This window comes from Pseudomonas sp. SED1 (genome assembly GCF_034044025.1).
Classification (GTDB): Bacteria; Pseudomonadota; Gammaproteobacteria; order Pseudomonadales; family Pseudomonadaceae; genus Aquipseudomonas.
On record NZ_JAXCIS010000044.1, the window covers coordinates 57,878 to 75,516 of the forward strand.

The window sequence follows — 17,639 nt, forward strand, 5'->3', positions numbered from 1 at the left end:
TGGTAGCACAGGGAGCATCCCATGCAACATGAAACCCATTCCCACGGCATCAACATGTCAGCCCTGGGTCGCGACAAGCAGAGCCTGAGCCTGGCCCAGGAAACCGTGGCGATCGAAGTCCCGAGCCTGAGCCTGTACTACGGCGACAAGCAGGCGCTGTTCGACGTCAGCATGAACATCCCGAAGCAGCGCGTGACCGCTTTTATCGGCCCGTCCGGCTGCGGCAAGTCGACCTTGCTGCGCACCTTCAACCGGATGAATGATCTGGTGGACGGCTGCCGCGTCGAGGGCGCAATCAACCTCTACGGCACCAACATCTACCGCAAGGGTGAAGACGTGGCCGAGCTGCGTCGCCGGGTGGGCATGGTGTTCCAGAAGCCCAACCCGTTTCCCAAGACCATCTATGAAAACGTGGTCTACGGCCTGCGCATCCAAGGCATCAACAAGAAGCGCATCCTCGACGAAGCCGTTGAGTGGGCTTTAAAAGGCGCGGCGCTGTGGGACGAGGTCAAGGACCGCCTGCACGAATCGGCCCTCGGTTTGTCCGGCGGCCAGCAGCAGCGTCTGGTGATCGCCCGCACCATCGCCGTGGAGCCGGAAGTGCTGCTGCTCGACGAACCTTGCTCGGCACTCGATCCGATTTCCACGCTGAAAGTCGAAGAGCTGATCTACGAACTGAAATCCAAGTTCACCATCGTCATCGTGACCCACAACATGCAACAGGCAGCGCGGGTTTCCGACTACACCGCGTTCATGTACATGGGCAAACTGGTGGAATTTGGTGACACCGATACCCTGTTCACCAACCCGGCGAAGAAGCAGACCGAAGACTACATCACCGGTCGCTACGGCTAGCAGGTGGCTGGTTGCTCACTGAACTGATGCTGCGGTCGACCGCACCTTACTGGACGTTCCAAGGACGCCAACATGATTAGCAAAGAAGGCCTTACCCATCACATCTCCGCGCAGTTCAACGCCGAGCTTGAGGAAGTGCGCAGCCACCTCCTGGCCATGGGCGGGCTGGTGGAGAAGCAAGTCAACGACGCGGTCACCGCGCTGATCGAGGCCGACTCCGGCCTGGCCCAGCAAGTGCGCGAGATCGATGACCAGATCAACCAGATGGAACGCAACATCGACGAAGAATGCCTGCGCATCCTGGCCCGTCGTCAGCCGGCGGCGTCCGACCTGCGTTTGATCATCAGCATTTCCAAGTCGGTGATCGACCTGGAGCGCATCGGCGACGAAGCCACCAAGATCGCCCGCCGCGCCATCCAGTTGTGCGAAGAAGGCGAAGCGCCGCGCGGTTATGTCGAAGTGCGCCACATCGGTGACCAGGTGCGCAACATGGTCCGCGATGCCCTCGACGCGTTTGCCCGCTTCGACGCCGAACTGGCGTTGTCGGTGGCCCAGTACGACAAGATCATCGACCGCGAATACAAGACCGCCCTGCGCGAGCTGGCGACCTACATGATGGAAGACCCGCGCTCTATCTCACGGGTGCTGAGCATCATCTGGGTGCTGCGTTCGCTGGAGCGCATCGGCGACCACGCACGCAATATCTCGGAACTGGTGATCTACCTGGTGCGGGGCACCGACGTGCGGCACATGGGCCTCAAGCGCATGAAAGCCGAAGTTGAAGGCACGGTTGATCAAATCCCTAATGTTCCGGGCGTTCCTGACGATAAGTAAGATTGCCCGAGAAATAAACGCCCGGCCTTTGGTCGGGCGTTTTCGTTTGTGGCGTACGAATTTTGCGCGGCGGGGTAACGTAAAGTCCTGGCGTGACTGAAGAGTTTTGGCGAAATGCCATCAGCGAAGCGTTATGCTTGCCGGGGTTTTTATAGGATGAAGGGTCGATGAGCAAAGTCAGTGTATTGGTGGTGGATGACGCCTCGTTTATTCGCGACCTGGTGAAGAAGTGCCTGCGCAACTACTTCCCTGGGATCAAGATCGAAGATGCGGTGAACGGCAAAAAGGCCCAGGCCATCCTGATGCGCGAAACCTTCGACATGGTGCTGTGTGACTGGGAAATGCCGGAAATGTCCGGCCTGGAACTGTTGACCTGGTGCCGAGAACAGCCTCATTTGAAGGCCATGCCGTTCGTCATGGTGACCAGCCGTGGCGACAAGGAAAACGTAGTGCAGGCGATCCAGGCCGGGGTTTCCGGCTACGTCAGCAAGCCGTTTACCAACGAGCAGTTGCTGAACAAGGTCAAGCAGGCGCTGAACAAGATCGGCCGCCTCGACGCGCTGATCGCCAGTGCGCCGACCAAGATGAACTCGGCGTTCGGCAACGATTCCCTGAGCGCCCTGACCGGCGGCAAGCCTGAAGCGGTCAAGCCGGCGGCGGTGGCCGCACCGAGCAAAGGCTTGCTCAACAGCCCGTCGGTGCAGGCTGCTCCTGCAGCATCGCCAGCCGGCGGTCGTGGCCAGGGCCAACTGCGCCTGTCCAGTGGCACCCAGCAATGCGTGATCAAAGCCCTGAGCATCAAGGAGGCGCTGCTGGTGGTGCGTCGCGGCGAAATCCTGCCTCAGGTACTGGAAAGCGCCGTGCTCGACCTGGAGCAGGGCGAAAACGCCGAGGTGGCCCGTCTCAACGGTTACCTGCACGCCGTCGTGGCCTACGAGCCCAAGCCTGACAGTGACTGGCTGCAACTGACCTTCCGGTTTATCGACCAGGATGCGCAGAAGCTCGACTACATCTCGCGGCTGATCGCCCGCGGGACCGCACAGAAGCATTTTGTGCCGGGTGCGTGATCTCTCTTCCAATATCGGGAATCGACCAACCGTCTGATTCTCGGTGTTCGGCTTGATTTATATCGGTTTCGATATAGTCTCTCGTTAACGCACTGTCGTTATCGAGTGTTCGCTACGCCTTGAAACATACCGCCCGCTCCTTGAGCCGAATCGTCTTTTACGCTTTTCCTTTCCAGAACAAGAGAAGTGGATGCCAAGGCATAAGGACGTGGTGTTTGTGGGAGGCTCGCTCAAGGATCTCAAGTCGTTTCCACTTGATGCGCGACGAGCCGTCGGTTTTCAATTGGACCTCTTGCAGCAGGGCGAGCAGCCTTTTGATTGCAAACCGATGAAGACTATCGGGCGCGGCGTCCATGAGATCAGGATTTTCGACGAGTCAGGAGCGTTCCGGGTTTTTTATGTGGTCAATCGGCCGGAGGCAATCTATGTGCTGCATGCGCTGCGCAAAACCACTCAGAAAACCGAAATGCGGGATATTGAATTGGCTCGCGCCAGACTGCAGGAGTTAGGTTAAGCCCATGACAGACCAAAAGTTTCAAACCGAACGTTTCAGCAGCGTTTGGGATGCGCTGGAAGATACTCCCCAGCAAGCAGCCAACATGCGTTTGCGCTCAAAGCTCCTTCAGGAACTGTGCAAAACCATTCGCAGCTGGGAGCTTTCCCAGAAGGACGCAGCCCATCGACTTCACATCAGTCAGCCGCGCCTCAATGATGTTCTGGGCGGCAAGATCGACAAATTCTCGCTGGATGCCTTGGTTAACCTGTCCGCTGCGGCTCATATGGACGTGGATATCTGCTTCACACCACTGCTGGCCTGAGGTCACATAGCACTGTCATGATCCCTTGTTAGCCTGCCATCCCGTCGTCTCTGGCAGGCCAACCCGATGCTCGTGCGCTCACTGCTGTTTTGGGGATTGTTCGCCGTCGTCATGCCGGTGATGTCCATGACCCTCTACAAATCCATCGACGCTGACGGCGTTGTAGTCTTCAGCGACCGGTACACGCCCGGGGCGCAGGCGTTTGTGTATCAGGAACGGGTGATTCCCAAGCCTGTATATCCGTCGCAACCCGCTTCATATCGTTATCCCTTGCCCTGGCGTGGCGGCCCGTTCCGTCTCACCCAAGGCCCCAACGGTACCTTCAGCCACTCCGAGCTCAAAAGCCGCTACGCGATGGACATCGCCATGCCCGAAGGCACACCGATCATTGCGGCACGCGCAGGTTTGGTGCTGAAAACCGAGAACACCCAATCCGGGCGTGGCAGCGATCCATCGGGCAATTTCGTGCGGGTGCAGCACGATGACGGCACGCAGGGCGTGTACCTGCACCTCAAGCAAGGGTCGGTCAGCGTCAGGGAAGGGCAGCGAGTGGCGGTGGGCAGCCCGCTGGCGCTGTCGGGTAATACCGGCAACAGCAGCGGGCCGCATCTGCATTTTGTGGTGCAACGCACGACGGTGTTGGGGCTGGTGTCGATTCCCTATGAATTCAACCAGCCGGTGCAGGCGTTGCCCAATTTTGCATTGGGCCCGCGATAAGGCTTTTGTAGGAGCGAGCTTGCTCGCGAAAAACCTGAGGGCGCTGCCGGGTGTCAGGATCCCAGCGTTATCGTTAACGTCCTTCGCGAGCAAGCTCGCTCCTACAGGGGCGGCTAGTCGAGCAACAGCACCTTGGCCAACACGATCTTCGGCCCTTTCATCTTCTTGATGATGATCCGCAGGCCTTCGACTTCCAGCACTTCTTCCTCTTCCGGCACCCGTTTCAGGGTGTCGTAGATCAGCCCGGCCAGGGTTTCGGCCTCGATGTGGTCCAGGTCGACGCCCAGCAGGCGCTCCACCTTGAACAGCGGCGTGTCGCCACGCACCAGGAGCTTGCCCGGCTGGTAAGCGAGGATGCCGCGCTCGGCCTTGCGGTGTTCGTCCTGGATGTCACCTACCAGTACTTCCAGCACGTCTTCCATGGTCAGGTAGCCGATGATCTTGCCGTCGGCTTCTTCCACCAGGGCGAAGTGCGCGCCGCCTTTGCGGAACTGCTCAAGCAACTGCGACAGCGGCATATGGCGCGATACGCGCTCCAGCGGGCGGGTCAGCTCGGCGAGGTTGAACGATTCGGGAATGTGGTCCAGGGCCGCCAGTTCCAGCAGCAGGTCCTTGATGTGCAGCAAGCCGACAAACTCGTTGCGCACCGCGTCGTACACCGGATAACGGCTGAACTTGTGGCGACGGAACAGCGCCAGGATTTCCTTGAGCGGAGCGTTGAAGTCCAGGGTCACCAGGTCTTCCCGGGAGTTGGCCCAGTCGACCACTTCCAGCTCGCCCATTTCCACGGCGGAGGCCAATACACGCATGCCTTGGTCGCTCGGGTCCTGGCCACGGCTGGAGTGCAGGATCAGTTTCAGTTCTTCACGGCTGTAATGGTGCTCGTGGTGCGGGCCAGGCTCGCCTTGGCCGGCGATGCGCAGGATGGCGTTGGCGCTGGCGTTGAGCAGGTAGATCGCCGGGTACATGGCCCAGTAGAACAGGTACAGCGGCACGGCGGTCCACAGCGACAGCAACTCAGGCTTGCGAATGGCCCAGGACTTGGGCGCCAGCTCACCGACCACGATGTGCAGGTACGAGATCACGAAGAAGGCGGCAAAGAACGACACGCCCTTGATCACTTCCGGCGATTGCACGCCGATCGCGCCCAGCAACGGCTCGAGGATGTGCGCGAAGGCCGGCTCACCGACCCAGCCCAGGCCCAGGGAGGCGAGGGTGATACCCAACTGGCAGGCCGACAGATACGCGTCGAGCTGGCTGTGTACAGTGCGCAGGATCTGTCCGCGCCAGCCGTTTTTGTGGGCAATGGCCTCGACCCGGGTCGAGCGCAGTTTGACCATGGCAAATTCCGCCGCAACGAAAAAGCCGTTGAGCAGTACCAGGATCAGTGCAAAAAGAATCATGCCGAAGTCGGCGAAGAGTGTCGCGAGGGTGATGCCAGGGGAAGGGTCCATGATGGGGTTTTGCGGGTTCCGTCTAATCAAAAAGGGTGAGCAGGTGGGCCTGAAAGGCAGGCGCAAGTCCGCCAATGTAGCGGCTGACGGGGCGCTTGCCTAGTGGCGGCTGCCGGGTGGAGGGTCACTCGTCCTGATGAATGACCCGTGAGCGTGTCATCTGGGCCGGCGGGAAATGGCAGGTAAAGGTACTGCCATGGCCGAGCACGCTGCTGATTTCCAGCCGCGCGCGATGGCGCAGCAGCACATGCTTGACGATGGCCAGGCCGAGCCCGGTGCCGCCGGTGTTGGAGTTGCGGCTGGAGTCGACGCGGTAGAAGCGTTCGGTGAGGCGCGGCAAGTGTTTGGCGTCGATGCCCATTCCGGAGTCCTGCACGCTGAGGTGTGCGCCCTGGTCATCGGCCCACCAGCGGATGCGGATATTGCCCTTGTCCTGGGTGTATTTGACGGCGTTGAACACCAGGTTGGAAAACGCGCTGCGCAACTCGCCCTCGCTGCCCTTGAGCAGGATCGACGGGTCGGCTTCGAGGGTAATCTGCTGTTCACGCTGCCCGGACAATGCCTGGGCGTCGCTCTTGATGGTCTGCAGCAGGCTTTGCACCGGCACCGGATGGTTGTCAGAGGGGTAATCGGTGGCTTCCAGCTTGGCCAGCAACAGCAGGTCATTGAGCAGGGTTTGCATGCGCCCGCCTTGCTGCTGCATCTGTTGCAGGGCACGGGTCCAGCGCGGGTTCACGTCCTCAACGTTATCGAGCAGCGTCTCCAGATAACCGCAAATCACCGTCAGCGGCGTGCGCAGTTCGTGGGAGACGTTGGCGACGAAGTCCTTGCGCATCTGTTCCAGCTGATGGATGCGCGTGACATCGCGCACCAGCATCAAATGTTCGTTATTGCCGTAGCGCGTCAGGTACAGCTGGATGCGCACGCGGTCGTTGGTAGGCGACGGAATTTCCAGGGCTTCTTCGAAGTTGTCCTGCTCGAAGTACTCCTTGAAACGCGGGTGGCGCACCAGGTTGGTCACCGGCTGGCCGCTGTCCTGGGGCGTCTTGAGGCCCAGCAGGGTTTCTGCGGCGCGGTTCCACCATTCCAGGTTGCCGTCGCTGTCGAGCATGATCACGGCGTCTTTCAGCGCGGCGGTGGACTCCTGGACCCGGTCAATTACCGCCTGCAGCCGCCCGCGTACACGTTGGTCGCGGCGTTGCAGGTGGTAGATGCTGTCGAACACCTCGCCCCACAGGCCGTAGCCATCGGGCGGTGCTTCATCAGGTTTGTGCTGGCGCAGCCACTCGTGCAGGCGCAGCAATTGCTTGAGGGTCCAGCCAAGATAGAGGCCGATGCCGACGGCCAGGCTCCAGCCGTAAAAGCCGCTGACCAGGCCCACCAGCAGGCAGCCGGTGATCAGCAGGAGCATGTGGCGGATCAGGGTGCCATGCCAGTTTTGGTTCACTTAAACACGCGTCCTTTCAGCTGTCTGGGCAGTTCGGGCTGGCTCAGCCTTTGGTGGAAAACCGGTAGCCAGTGCCGCGCACGGTTTGTACCAGATTCTCGTAAGCGTCGCCCAAGGCTTTGCGCAGGCGGCGGATATGCACGTCGACGGTGCGCTCTTCCACATACACATTGCCGCCCCAGACCTGGTCCAGCAGTTGGCCGCGGGTGTAGGCGCGCTCCTGATGGGTCATGAAGAATTGCAGCAGGCGGTATTCGGTGGGGCCCATCTCGGCGGGTTTGCCGTCGATGGTCACGCGATGGCTGATAGGGTCCAGAATCAGACCGTCGACTTCGATAGGCGCTTCGCCATCGGTTGGGCCGGCACGGCGCAGAACGGCTTTCAGACGGGCGACCAGTTCCCGTGGGGAAAAGGGCTTGGTGATGTAGTCATCGGCGCCGACTTCCAGGCCCTGGATCTTGTTGTCCTCTTCGCCCTTGGCGGTGAGCATGATGATCGGGATATCCCCGGTCAGCTCGTCACGCTTCAGGCGGCGGGCCAATTCGATGCCGGAGGTGCCGGGCAGCATCCAGTCCAGCAGGATCAGGTCCGGCTTGCGGTCGACGATAATGGCATGGGCCTGCTGGGAGTTCTCCGCCTCCAGGCAGTCATAGCCGGCCATTTCCAACGCAACGGCGATCATCTCGCGAATGGGCGCTTCGTCGTCAACGATCAGAATGCTCCTGCCAACCATGCTAAATCCTCTTGTCATTTAACTGTCTTGCGCCGCATTAGATAACGGAATTATTGCAGTCGTGTGACAGTAATTTAGTCGCTTAGGCATTCGGCGCCTCTCTGGACTACGCTTGGGGTCCGAATCCTGACAACCACAAAAGGAAGGTTCCCATGACTCACAGTACTTTTTCCTGGAAAACCCTGCTGGTAACGGCCGCGTTAACGCTGCCGACACTGGCGTTTGCGGCAGACCCGGCGATGACCAAGGACGGGATGCTGGTGGACCACAAAGGCATGACCCTCTACACCTTTGCCAAGGATGCTGATGGCAAATCCATGTGCAATGACAAGTGCGCCACCAACTGGCCGCCGTTGATGGCCGAATCCACCGACAAGCCCATGGGCAAGTGGACCGTCATCACCCGTGACGACCAGAAAAGCCAATGGGCCTACAGCGGCAAGCCCCTCTACACCTTCATTATGGACAAGAAGGCGGGCGACATGACCGGTGACGGCAAAATGGACGGGGCCTGGAAAGTCGCCAAGCCCTGAGTCAATTTGCTAGCGGTGAGGGGCGTGGCCCTTCACCGAAACCCGTAGTCCGCCACAATCCCAACAAAAATCGCCAACCCGGCCCAGTGGTTGTGCAAAAACGCCTTGAAGCATTTGAGGCGGTCCTTGTCCCGGGTGTACCAGAACTCCCAGGCAAAACACCCGGCCGCCGCCAGTAAGCCCAGGTGGAACCAGCCACCCAACTCAAAGCGCATCCCCGCCAGCCACAGGCAAGCCAGCGCCAGACCCTGCAAGCTCAGGATGATCACCCGGTCGGCTTCGCCAAACAGAATGGCGGTGGATTTGACCCCGATTTTCAGGTCATCGTCGCGATCGGTCATGGCGTAATAGGTGTCGTAACCCACCGTCCACAACAGGTTGGCGATGTACAACAGCCATGCCGCGGCTGGCAGGCTGCCTGTTTCCGCGGTGAACGCCATCGGCATGCCCCACGAGAACGCCGCGCCCAATACCACCTGCGGGTAGTAGGTGTAACGCTTCATGAATGGATAGCTGGCCGCCAGAGCGAGGCCGCCCAGGGACAGCCAGATCGTCATGGAATTGGTCAACAGCACCAGCAGGAAGCTGATGAACATCAGCACCGCGAAGAACACCAGCGCCTCTTTCGAGCTGATCTTGCCGCTCACCAGCGGCCGCTGTTCGGTGCGTTTCACGTGACCGTCGACCTTGCGGTCGGCCCAGTCATTGATGACGCAACCGCCGGCCCGGGTCAGTACCACGCCGAGCACAAAAATCACGATGTTAAGCAGCGATGGCGAACCCTTGCCGGCAATCCACAGCGCCCACAGCGTGGGCCACAGCAGCAGATAAATGCCGATGGGCTTGTCCATGCGGGTCAACTGGATGAAGTCCCAGGCCCTTGGGTTCAAGCGATTCAAGGATTTGAGCAGGCGCTGGTACATCAGCAATTCTCCGGATGGTCGTGCACGACTTGCCACAGGGTCGGCAGGAAAATTTCCGCCACCAGCACGCTCAGCGGCCCGCGATCAAAGCGCGAGCGACGCGCCCACAGGTTATCGACCTGGTCCGCCGTAGGCAGCCATTGCCTTGGATAGCGGCAGACTTCGATCGGCTGGCGCGTGAAGGCATGGTCACAAAACAGCAACTCCCCCAGCGACCGGCTGCCCAACTCATCCATGTGCAAACCGTCGCCTTGCAAGGCGCTGCGGGCCGCCACGCTGCGGGCAAACACCCACGGCTGGCCATGGCCACGCAAATACACCTCGCGCACCCAGCCGATGCTGGCGGCGGGCAGGTCCAGGGCGGCGCATTCGTCGTCTCGCAGTGGTTGCCAGCCTTCGAACAGCGGCGTCACGCTGAAGCCGTCGCTGGACAGACATGTAAGGCGCCGGGTCAGGGAACCTTCATCGAACAGCCAGTTGAGTGTCAGCGGCGCGGGCAGTGGGCTCAGAAGGCTCTGGGTCAGCCATCGGCAAGCATCGGGGAGGGCGTTTGAATGCGGCACGGAGGGTCATTATTGGCAGTTAATGAGACGGCGAGCTTACCATGGTGCCCTGGACTTTTGCCGGGACGCGCCAGGCCCATGCGTCGATCATGCTTGCATCTGCGCCTGCTGATCAGTACAAAACGCCCTGAGCCGCACGGCAAGGTTTCATCTATCGACTGTCGGCCAACACGCCTGGACCCTGAGGAAGCAAGTAATGAAGAAGTGGCAATGTGTCGTCTGTGGCCTGATTTACAACGAAGCAGACGGATGGCCGGATGACGGTATCGCGCCGGGCACCCTGTGGCAGGACGTCCCCGAAGACTGGCTGTGCCCGGACTGCGGCGTGGGCAAAATGGATTTCGAAATGATCGAAATCGGCTGATTTAAGAAGCAATCCAAGAAACGTACTACAAGGAGAAAGGAATGAACGCACCTGTCGTGATCGTCGGCACGGGTTTGGCCGGTTACAACCTGGCTCGGGAGTTTCGCAAGCTTGATAGCGAAACCCCGCTGTTGCTGATCACCGCAGATGACGGGCGCTCCTACTCCAAGCCCATGCTCTCCACCGGCTTTGGCAAGAACAAGGAAGCCGACGGCCTAAGCATGGCTGAACCGGGCGCCATGGCCGAGCAACTCAAGGCCGAAGTGCGCACCCACACCCGCATCAGCGGCATCGACCCGGGTCACAAGCGTTTGTGGATCGGCGAGGAAGCGGTGATCTACCGCGACCTGATCCTGGCCTGGGGCGCAGAAACCGTGCGGGTGCCGGTACAGGGCGACGCTGCTGACCTGATTTTCCCGATCAACGACCTTGAAGACTACGCGCGCTTTCGCGCGGCGGCGGCCGGTAAGCGCCGGGTGCTGTTGCTGGGCGCCGGGCTGATCGGTTGCGAGTTCGCCAACGACCTTATCCTCGGTGGCTACGAGATCGACCTGGTGGCGCCGTGCGAGCAAGTCATGCCGACCCTGCTGCACCCGGCGGCGGCTGCAGCGGTGCAGGCCGGGCTTGAAGGCCTGGGGGCGCGCTTCCACCTGGGCCCGGTGCTCAATCGCCTGCAACGCAACGCTGACGGCCTGGAAGCCCACCTGTCTGATGGTGAAGTGATCCAGTGTGACCTGGTGGTGTCTGCCATCGGCCTGCGCCCGCGTGTCGACCTGGCCGCCGCCGCCGGCTTGCAGATCAACCGTGGGATCATGGTCGACCGCCACCTCAAGACCTCCCACGCCAACATCTACGCCCTGGGCGACTGCGCCGAGGTCGATGGCCTGAACCTGCTGTACGTAATGCCCCTGATGAGTTGCGCCCGCGCCCTGGCGCAGACGCTGGCGGGCAACGCGACCGCTGTCAGCTACGGGCCGATGCCTGTCACAGTAAAAACCCCGGTCTGCCCGCTGGTCGTCTCGCCACCGCCACGGGGCACCGAAGGTGTGTGGAGCGTCGAAGGGCAGGGCGGCGACATCAAGGCCCTGTGCCGCGACGCCAGCGGCCGCCTGCTGGGTTATGCCCTGACCGGCACGGCCGTGATGGAAAAACTGGCCCTTAACAAAGAACTTCCGCCGCTGCTGGCGTAAATGCTGGTCGTTCTGTCGGAATAAGCATCATTTTGCCCACAGAAAGGTCGCCGTGAGACTGGCGCAGGCCCCGATGGCATGCCATCCTCACTCCCGTCTGCCGCAGAGTAGAGCCTGCGGCGCCTTGGGCGCTGCTCCGAAAGAGAGCAGCACGGACATAACAACAAAAAACCGTCAAAGAGGCTTCACTTATGCGTAAACCAGAACTCGCAGCCGCTATTGCTGAAAAAGCAGACCTGACCAAAGAACAGGCCAACCGCGTACTCAACGCCGTACTCGAAGAAATCACCGGCGCGCTGCATCGCAAGGACAGCGTCACCCTGGTCGGCTTCGGCACCTTCCTGCAGCGCCACCGCGGCGCCCGCACCGGCAAAAACCCGCAAACCGGCGAGCCGGTGAAAATCAAGGCGAGCAACACCGTTGCGTTCAAGCCAGGCAAGTCGCTTAAAGACAGCGTCAATCCGTAAGTAAAGAAGCCTGCGCTACGCACATGCGAGTGTGAGCGCGGGATAAAAAATGGGCACGCCGACTGGGTCGGGTGCCCATTTTTTGTGGCTTTTTGAACGTTGCGTCCGGTTAATGAGACCGGCTTAGTACTCGATAAACGCGTCATTCTCGAAATAGAAAACAAACGCTTTGAATAGGTCTGCAACACTTACTGTTGGCAGCTGATCTTTTGCATTGTCGACTACGTCCTCGATTGCTGAGGTTTCCAGCGTTGCAATCCAACCGTCCTCTTTCGCCTGTTTCGGCAAATAGTCGTCGGAGTCAGGCGGGAAATCCGAACTATCGAGTGAAAATACACCTAAGGTCTCAGCGCTCCACTGCGCGGCATCTGGAGGTAAATAGAACCATCCTTGCGGATTGTTCTCTGGTGAAGAGAGAGCATCGCGAATTGAGACCAATTTCATATCGCTTCCTCATATCAGGGTTAAGGGGGCGGATTATTCAATTTATCTAATGGTCATTTAATCTAAACAAATCTTTCCCTTTTATAATTTAAGCATCTTGAAGAAGTGAAATAAATCGTGAGGTGAATTCCTCGCCCTCATAATCTTCGAGGTTTTCAATATTGAAGACAGCTCCGCGTTGAGTTGTAAGTTTTAATAGTCGTCGCTTCAATATCTTATTGATCTGGCTTTCAGGTTCTGCAGATATGATAGTGAGTGCTTTTTTCGCACGAACTGCCACATCTTTGAAGAAAATGTGTTTGGCCTCGGCGGGTGGGATTATATTTTCCAGGTTGCAGTTTTCAAAGGTTACATAATCAAGTTTGCAAAGTTCAAAGTCAGCAGAAAGTGGCGTGCTGGGTTGATCTGATATGAAATTAACTTCCTGGAGTTTTCCAGCGAATTTAATGGTGGATATATTTTTTACATTAAATGAATTATCAATAATTTTGCACTGAGAGAATGTGCAGTTGGCAAAAGTGCAATCCTTCAAGGACGCTTCTCGAAAGTCGCACTTCACAAACGTGCAGTTCTCAAATTTGCTATTGCTGAAACCTGATCCTTGAAAACTTGTAGTTTTGAACGAGCAATCGGTCAAGGATGTTTTATTGAAGAATCGCGAGCCGGAAAAGTCAGCTTTCTCAAAGTCGCAATTTTCCAAAATGCATTGGTCAAAAATCGGATCGCAGAGTTTTGCGTTTTTTAATTTGCAACCACTGATAAGCTCGTTTTCAAAACGCGTTTTTTTAGGCAAAACGAGTCCTTCCTGCGAAACGCCGGACAGTACTTTTGATGGAATTTTGTCACTCACCATAATATTCCTTCATAACCATTGCCCCAGTCCCCATAACGCCGCTGATGCGTTCCTCTTTTCCAGTCAGCCTTCGTCGTGAGATCCCACCAGGTTTTAGTTTTAGTTTCATACACATCGGGTAGACGTTGCCCTGATTTTGACACCTCCAAATGCCCAAGTGACGGATCATTTTTCACTCTGATTTTGAAGTCTGCATCTATTCGCTGCCCTACATACCGACGATAGCGTGAGCGTGCTTGTCCGAGATCGCCTCTGTCATAGGCTCGTTTTACTGCTGCTCTTTGTTTTGGGGTCAAAGACCTTTGAGGATTACTGTAAACGGCCTTTCTAGCGGCATTGGCGTGTGCCTGAAGCTTGCTAGTTGTTGCGCCGCAAGGTGCCCACCCCAACGGATCGATCCATCCCGAAGGGTTAGGAGAATACTGATAAAGGTTAAAACCTCCTGCCAGCCCGACAGGGTCAGGCGTTGTAAAACGGCCCACATCCGGATCATAAAACCGAAATGTATTGAAATGCAGCCCCGTCTCCCGGTCCAGGTACTGTCCCTGAAACCTTAGATTCTGCTCTTCAAGGTAGTAAGGCTCGCGCACCTCCTCCGACGTATTGCCCCACACTTGATAACTGGCCTGCCAGAGGTTGTGTCCATCGGTCTCGGTCAACTGCTCAGGGAGCCCGTTCAGATCATTGTGGTAGTAGCGAATTTTTTGCAGCGACCCGGTACCGTCTATTCGGGCTAGAGGCTCGTAGCTTTCCCCTTCATAAACATAAAGGCTAGTCTGGCTGTGTTTGTGTTCCTGCAATAGGCGTAAACCATCCCAGATGAAACGCGTCTGGCCCAGTGGATTGCCATTGTCGTCATGCTCTGTTTTTTCGACGCGTCGCCCCAGTGGGTCATAGCTCATCCTGACCACGTTGCCGCTCTCATTTCGCACTTCAACCAGGCGACTTTCAGCGTCGTAGGCAAAGCGCTGAAAACCCCGGATGCTACTGCGTTTTTCGATCATACGACCCAAGGCATCGTATCGATAACGCTTGTCCTGATAGGTGAGCAGCCGGTTATGCCGTACAAGGCCCCCCTGATGCGGGCTATCCAGTAGATTGGCTGCGGCGTCATAGGAGTAGGTTTCGCTCCTTCCCACTTGGTGGCAGACAAGAATCCGGTCGGTACTGTCGTAACCCAACTGCTCTTGACGATCGTGCACGCGGTCAATACGACGACGCCCGATCAGGTTATCGCTGGGATCGTAGCTGTAGTCAGTCTCAACCAACGGCGGCAACTGCCACGGTTGGTCGATACTGCGGCGCTGGCGCGAGCGAACCCTTCCACTGCGGTCATACGCGGTGTTCGTTCTGAGTTGACCTTGAGTGCGCTGCACTTCGCGGTGCAAACGATCACGCTCGAAGTCGCTGATGACCTTTCCATCGAGATTCAACTGATGCAGGTGACCGCTGCCGTAGTAGAGGCGGTTCAGCCATCGACCGTCGGGCAACTGGGTCTGAATCAGGTTCCCCAATTCGTCGTAGTGATGCTGCAAGGAGCCCGCTGTGCTTTGCTCCTGCAGCAGTTGCCCCAGCGCGTCGTAGCTGAAACCCAGTCGCTGCTGCTGACCGTCAAGCGCGGTGAACGTGACGCCGACCAGTTGGTCGTTCAGATCATGTTCGTAAACGGTGGTGCCGTCTGCGGTGACTTTGCTGACCAGGCGTCCAACCGGATCTCGCTGAAATTGGTGTGACAGCGGCGCTACCGGTTCGCCTTCTGTCCCCGGCAGGAAGTCCACGGCGACAACATCATCCAGCGGATCATAGGTGTAGCAGCGCTGACTCTGGTCGAGGTCTTGCTGCCGCACCATGCGGTCGCATGCATCCCACTCAAAGCGATAGCTTTCGCCGTTCTCATTGGTCAGCCTGCGCAATCGGCCATAGGCGTCATGGTCGAACATGACCGTGCGGTTGTGCGCATCCCAGCGCTGTTTGACCAGGCCATGCAGGTCATAGGCATAGCGCGTGGTGCTGCCGGCCGGGTCGACATGGGCCGTCAGGTAACCGCTGGCGCTGCGTTGGAACTGTTCCACGCGGCCATCCGGGAGCTGGCATTCCAGCAATAGCCCCTGAGGACCGTACCGGTAGCGAACCGACTCACCTTCCGCATTGGTCTGCACCACCAGATTGCCGAAGGCGTCGTATTGATAACGGGTGGGATAACCCGAGCAATCCACCGCTTCGACCAGTTGGCTCCATTCGTTCCAATGCAGCGTTTTGGTTTTTTCCGTGGCATCGATGATGCGCACCGGTTGACCGAACCCGTCGTAGACATAGCGCGTGCTATTGCCCAGCGGGTCGATTTCCTCGATGCAGTTGCCTCGCTGATCGTAGCGGTAATGCCAACTGTTGCCCGCAAGGTCGGTCTCTACTTGGGGCAATGCCCAGTGCGCGAGCCACTGCGTGCCGCTGGTTCTGGACAGCGGGTCGATCACCGCGCTCAGGTTGCCGGACTCATCGTAATTGAAGCGCCACTGACCGTTTTGCGGGTCAATCGCGCCGAGCAACTGGCGATCTTCGCTCCACTCGAACTGCCACGTATGGCCCAGGTTGTCGACGTAGCGAGTGATCTGGTACTGCGGGTTCCACTCTCGTGTGCTGACGCGCATCAGGCCATCGGTCACGCGGGTAATGCCTGCGTCGAGATCGTAGTCGAAGGTGTATTCATCGCCTGCATCTGTCCAGTGGCGGCTCACGCGCCACTCGTCACCGTGGGGTCCGGTCACTGCACTCCATTGATAGAAGCAGCGCAGGCCACTCGGCAACTGGTGTTCGACCATTCGCCGGCCATTGTCATAAGCAAAGCGTCGAAGGGTGGTACCTTGCACGTCCAACACTTCAGCCAGGTCGCCGTTGCTGTCATAGCGGTAGCTGACGAGCACGTCGCTGCGCGCATCGAAATGGTCCTGGCGCAGGTAACGCCGTTCGATGTGGCTCACGCGCCGTGGATATTCGGTCGAGTAGCTCAGCTCGACGTGCATCAAGTCATGAGTGTCGCGCAGGCGATACAGCCGCCCCTGAGTGTCGTAGTCGAGAAAGATCCGCCCTTCATTGCGATCACCCAGCAGCTGCAGACGCATCCGCGCGCTGTTCAGTGGGTCGGGCTCGAACAGGCGATACAGGCCGTCGATGCTCTCGATCAATACCGCGCCGTCGGCACTGCGCCTGACCGCAAGGCCTTCGCCCGGGTCGAATGCTCCGCCGGACAAGGGGATGTAGCCGATCTCCAGGCGGCGCCCTTGCTCATCGATGTAGAGCAGGTTTTCGTCTGCATCTATCTCAATCGACACTTCATACGCAACGCTCCAGCCCGCGCCGAAGAGACCGTCCTGGCGTGTGTCGAGGCTGCTGTAGAAACGCTGCCAATCTATCGGGAGCAAACCCGGCAGCACGAAATCCAGCTCCTCGTCCCCACCCAGGACCTTGGCCCCGGTCGCGCTGTGAACCGGATTGGGCGAGCCATTCATGGCGCTCTTGAGCGCAGAGGTAACCTTGCTGGTTGCATAAGAAATGGCACCGCCCACCACCAAGCCTCCAACCAGGCACGGCAGCTTGGTCCAGAAACATTTCAGGTTGCCCCGCAACGCCATCACCACCGCAATCGCCAAACCCACGCCCGGCGTCTTGCCGCTACGAATCTCTTGCACCACGATGGTCCCGCCACCGATGCGCACATCCGGCGAGATCAGGCCCGGGGCTGTACCAATCTTGGCGTCGCAGGTACTGCGATCGCCACTGCGTGCCGCAGGCTGCCCGTTGATGAACACCGAGCTGGACCCCTCGGCAATGAATTGCAGGGGCATGGGCGGGTGCTTGTTGCACGCCACAGTGTCCAGCGGGCAAGGCTCGGTGCCAGGGGCGGGGGAGGCGACGGTCGGGCGCCACATCTGTGAGAAAAACTCCCCGGCCATGTCCAGGAAGCTGGGGGCTGGCGGTTCGCTGGGTGCGACCGGAACAGCAGTCATCTTGCCAGCGGCGCGGGCAGCTTTTTTGCCATTGATGAAGACGTTGTCCGAACCGCTGGTGATGAAGGCATCGATCACCGGCGGGAAAACCCAGTTGGCGGCGGACTCGCACCAACTGGATATTTTCAGGTCGGCCCCTGTGAGCCCTGCGGTGATCCCAACGACTGCCCCCACTACCAAAACCAATGCAACGCCGCCTGTGGCGATGGTCGCACCGGTCGCGAGGAAAACCGCCCCTGCAACGGCCAGGCAGCCCACGGTAGTGAGTGCGGCATAGGCCGCCACTTCCAGCACGCCGCCGAGAATATCGGCCATCACCGAGGTGTGCAGCAGCGCGTCGCCTTCGCGGGCAGCCCAGAGGTCTTCACTCATT

General features: G+C 58.8%; 18 protein-coding genes. 10 read left to right on the forward strand and 8 right to left on the reverse strand.

All coding sequences use genetic code 11. The features are described from left to right. Positions 1-21: 21 nt before the first annotated feature. The 6 genes from pstB (at position 22) to SNL23_RS05335 (ending at position 4,291) form a co-directional block, all read left to right on the forward strand. On the forward strand, positions 22-855 hold the full coding sequence (pstB, locus tag SNL23_RS05310) for a phosphate ABC transporter ATP-binding protein PstB (protein ID WP_076013195.1): 834 nt from the start codon (positions 22-24) through the stop codon (positions 853-855). A gap of 72 nt (positions 856-927) precedes the next feature. Further along, positions 928-1,689, forward strand: a complete 762-nt coding sequence (gene phoU / locus SNL23_RS05315; protein ID WP_076013194.1) for a phosphate signaling complex protein PhoU — start codon at positions 928-930, stop codon at positions 1,687-1,689. Between the two features lie 167 nt (positions 1,690-1,856). Continuing rightward, complete coding sequence (locus SNL23_RS05320; protein WP_318301794.1) at positions 1,857-2,756, forward strand: response regulator; 900 nt, start codon at positions 1,857-1,859, stop codon at positions 2,754-2,756. Between the two features lie 190 nt (positions 2,757-2,946). Beyond that, a complete protein-coding gene (locus SNL23_RS05325) occupies positions 2,947-3,270 on the forward strand; it encodes a type II toxin-antitoxin system RelE/ParE family toxin (RefSeq protein WP_167663977.1) in 324 nt (107 codons plus the stop codon). Positions 3,271-3,274: 4 nt separating this feature from the next. Next, positions 3,275-3,574 carry a helix-turn-helix domain-containing protein gene (locus SNL23_RS05330; protein ID WP_167663978.1) on the forward strand — a complete coding sequence of 100 codons (300 nt, stop codon included), beginning with the start codon at positions 3,275-3,277 and terminating at the stop codon, positions 3,572-3,574. Positions 3,575-3,640: 66 nt separating this feature from the next. Continuing rightward, complete coding sequence (locus tag SNL23_RS05335) at positions 3,641-4,291, forward strand: M23 family metallopeptidase (protein ID WP_318301795.1); 651 nt, start codon at positions 3,641-3,643, stop codon at positions 4,289-4,291. A 113-nt stretch (positions 4,292-4,404) separates the two neighbouring features. On the opposite strand, the gene SNL23_RS05345 is transcribed toward SNL23_RS05335, so the two are convergent. From SNL23_RS05345 to phoB, 3 genes are all read right to left on the reverse strand, one after another. Next, positions 4,405-5,745: a hemolysin family protein gene (locus tag SNL23_RS05345; protein WP_076013189.1), complete on the reverse strand. Its 1,341-nt coding sequence runs from the start codon at positions 5,743-5,745 to the stop codon at positions 4,405-4,407. A 124-nt stretch (positions 5,746-5,869) separates the two neighbouring features. Next, positions 5,870-7,156: a phosphate regulon sensor histidine kinase PhoR gene (gene phoR / locus SNL23_RS05350; RefSeq protein ID WP_256576802.1), complete on the reverse strand. Its 1,287-nt coding sequence runs from the start codon at positions 7,154-7,156 to the stop codon at positions 5,870-5,872. A gap of 79 nt (positions 7,157-7,235) precedes the next feature. Next, positions 7,236-7,925 carry a phosphate regulon transcriptional regulator PhoB gene (gene phoB, locus SNL23_RS05355; RefSeq protein ID WP_003195617.1) on the reverse strand — a complete coding sequence of 230 codons (690 nt, stop codon included), beginning with the start codon at positions 7,923-7,925 and terminating at the stop codon, positions 7,236-7,238. 152 nt (positions 7,926-8,077) lie between these two features. Between phoB and SNL23_RS05360 the strand changes: the two genes are divergently transcribed. Further along, positions 8,078-8,458, forward strand: a complete 381-nt coding sequence (locus SNL23_RS05360) for a COG4315 family predicted lipoprotein (RefSeq protein ID WP_076013187.1) — start codon at positions 8,078-8,080, stop codon at positions 8,456-8,458. Between the two features lie 32 nt (positions 8,459-8,490). Here the strand turns inward: SNL23_RS05360 and ubiA are convergent, their stop codons facing one another. Then, positions 8,491-9,381, reverse strand: coding sequence for a 4-hydroxybenzoate octaprenyltransferase (gene ubiA, locus SNL23_RS05365; protein WP_167663981.1), 891 nt, complete (start codon positions 9,379-9,381; stop codon positions 8,491-8,493). Further along, complete coding sequence (locus SNL23_RS05370) at positions 9,381-9,944, reverse strand: chorismate--pyruvate lyase family protein (protein WP_318301796.1); 564 nt, start codon at positions 9,942-9,944, stop codon at positions 9,381-9,383. Before SNL23_RS05370 ends, ubiA begins: the two co-directional genes overlap by 1 nt. 196 nt (positions 9,945-10,140) lie before the next feature. On the opposite strand from SNL23_RS05370, the gene SNL23_RS05375 reads away from it, so the two are divergent. The 3 genes from SNL23_RS05375 to SNL23_RS05385 all read left to right on the forward strand — a co-directional run bounded on the left by SNL23_RS05375 (position 10,141) and on the right by SNL23_RS05385 (position 11,965). Next, complete coding sequence (locus tag SNL23_RS05375) at positions 10,141-10,308, forward strand: rubredoxin (protein WP_032856748.1); 168 nt, start codon at positions 10,141-10,143, stop codon at positions 10,306-10,308. A gap of 41 nt (positions 10,309-10,349) precedes the next feature. Then, positions 10,350-11,498: an NAD(P)/FAD-dependent oxidoreductase gene (locus SNL23_RS05380; RefSeq protein WP_318301797.1), complete on the forward strand. Its 1,149-nt coding sequence runs from the start codon at positions 10,350-10,352 to the stop codon at positions 11,496-11,498. A 191-nt stretch (positions 11,499-11,689) separates the two neighbouring features. Then, positions 11,690-11,965 carry an HU family DNA-binding protein gene (locus tag SNL23_RS05385; RefSeq protein ID WP_003213368.1) on the forward strand — a complete coding sequence of 92 codons (276 nt, stop codon included), beginning with the start codon at positions 11,690-11,692 and terminating at the stop codon, positions 11,963-11,965. Positions 11,966-12,088: 123 nt separating this feature from the next. Here the strand turns inward: SNL23_RS05385 and SNL23_RS05390 are convergent, their stop codons facing one another. The 3 genes from SNL23_RS05390 to SNL23_RS05400 all read right to left on the reverse strand — a co-directional run bounded on the left by SNL23_RS05390 (position 12,089) and on the right by SNL23_RS05400 (position 17,638). Then, positions 12,089-12,409, reverse strand: coding sequence for a DUF7716 domain-containing protein (locus tag SNL23_RS05390; protein ID WP_167663984.1), 321 nt, complete (start codon positions 12,407-12,409; stop codon positions 12,089-12,091). 88 nt (positions 12,410-12,497) lie between these two features. Continuing rightward, positions 12,498-13,259, reverse strand: a complete 762-nt coding sequence (locus SNL23_RS05395) for a pentapeptide repeat-containing protein (RefSeq protein WP_173860302.1) — start codon at positions 13,257-13,259, stop codon at positions 12,498-12,500. Further along, on the reverse strand, positions 13,256-17,638 hold the full coding sequence (locus tag SNL23_RS05400; RefSeq protein ID WP_318301798.1) for an RHS repeat-associated core domain-containing protein: 4,383 nt from the start codon (positions 17,636-17,638) through the stop codon (positions 13,256-13,258). Before SNL23_RS05400 ends, SNL23_RS05395 begins: the two co-directional genes overlap by 4 nt. Position 17,639: the final 1 nt, after the last annotated feature.

Excerpts from the sequence above, each read along its gene's own strand:
- SNL23_RS05380 (WP_318301797.1), top strand. The coding sequence starts at position 10,350 with ATGAACGCACCTGTCGTGATCGTCGGCACGGGTTTGGCCGGTTACAAC.
- SNL23_RS05400 (WP_318301798.1), bottom strand. The coding sequence starts at position 17,638 with ATGAGTGAAGACCTCTGGGCTGCCCGCGAAGGCGACGCGCTGCTGCAC.
- phoR (WP_256576802.1), bottom strand. The coding sequence starts at position 7,156 with ATGCTCCTGCTGATCACCGGCTGCCTGCTGGTGGGCCTGGTCAGCGGC.
- SNL23_RS05390 (WP_167663984.1), bottom strand. The coding sequence starts at position 12,409 with ATGAAATTGGTCTCAATTCGCGATGCTCTCTCTTCACCAGAGAACAAT.
- SNL23_RS05320 (WP_318301794.1), top strand. The coding sequence starts at position 1,857 with ATGAGCAAAGTCAGTGTATTGGTGGTGGATGACGCCTCGTTTATTCGC.
- phoB (WP_003195617.1), bottom strand. The coding sequence starts at position 7,925 with ATGGTTGGCAGGAGCATTCTGATCGTTGACGACGAAGCGCCCATTCGC.
- SNL23_RS05375 (WP_032856748.1), top strand. The coding sequence starts at position 10,141 with ATGAAGAAGTGGCAATGTGTCGTCTGTGGCCTGATTTACAACGAAGCA.
- SNL23_RS05330 (WP_167663978.1), top strand. The coding sequence starts at position 3,275 with ATGACAGACCAAAAGTTTCAAACCGAACGTTTCAGCAGCGTTTGGGAT.
- SNL23_RS05335 (WP_318301795.1), top strand. The coding sequence starts at position 3,641 with ATGCTCGTGCGCTCACTGCTGTTTTGGGGATTGTTCGCCGTCGTCATG.
- SNL23_RS05360 (WP_076013187.1), top strand. The coding sequence starts at position 8,078 with ATGACTCACAGTACTTTTTCCTGGAAAACCCTGCTGGTAACGGCCGCG.
- pstB (WP_076013195.1), top strand. The coding sequence starts at position 22 with ATGCAACATGAAACCCATTCCCACGGCATCAACATGTCAGCCCTGGGT.
- ubiA (WP_167663981.1), bottom strand. The coding sequence starts at position 9,381 with ATGTACCAGCGCCTGCTCAAATCCTTGAATCGCTTGAACCCAAGGGCC.
- SNL23_RS05345 (WP_076013189.1), bottom strand. The coding sequence starts at position 5,745 with ATGGACCCTTCCCCTGGCATCACCCTCGCGACACTCTTCGCCGACTTC.
- SNL23_RS05385 (WP_003213368.1), top strand. The coding sequence starts at position 11,690 with ATGCGTAAACCAGAACTCGCAGCCGCTATTGCTGAAAAAGCAGACCTG.
- phoU (WP_076013194.1), top strand. The coding sequence starts at position 928 with ATGATTAGCAAAGAAGGCCTTACCCATCACATCTCCGCGCAGTTCAAC.
- SNL23_RS05325 (WP_167663977.1), top strand. The coding sequence starts at position 2,947 with ATGCCAAGGCATAAGGACGTGGTGTTTGTGGGAGGCTCGCTCAAGGAT.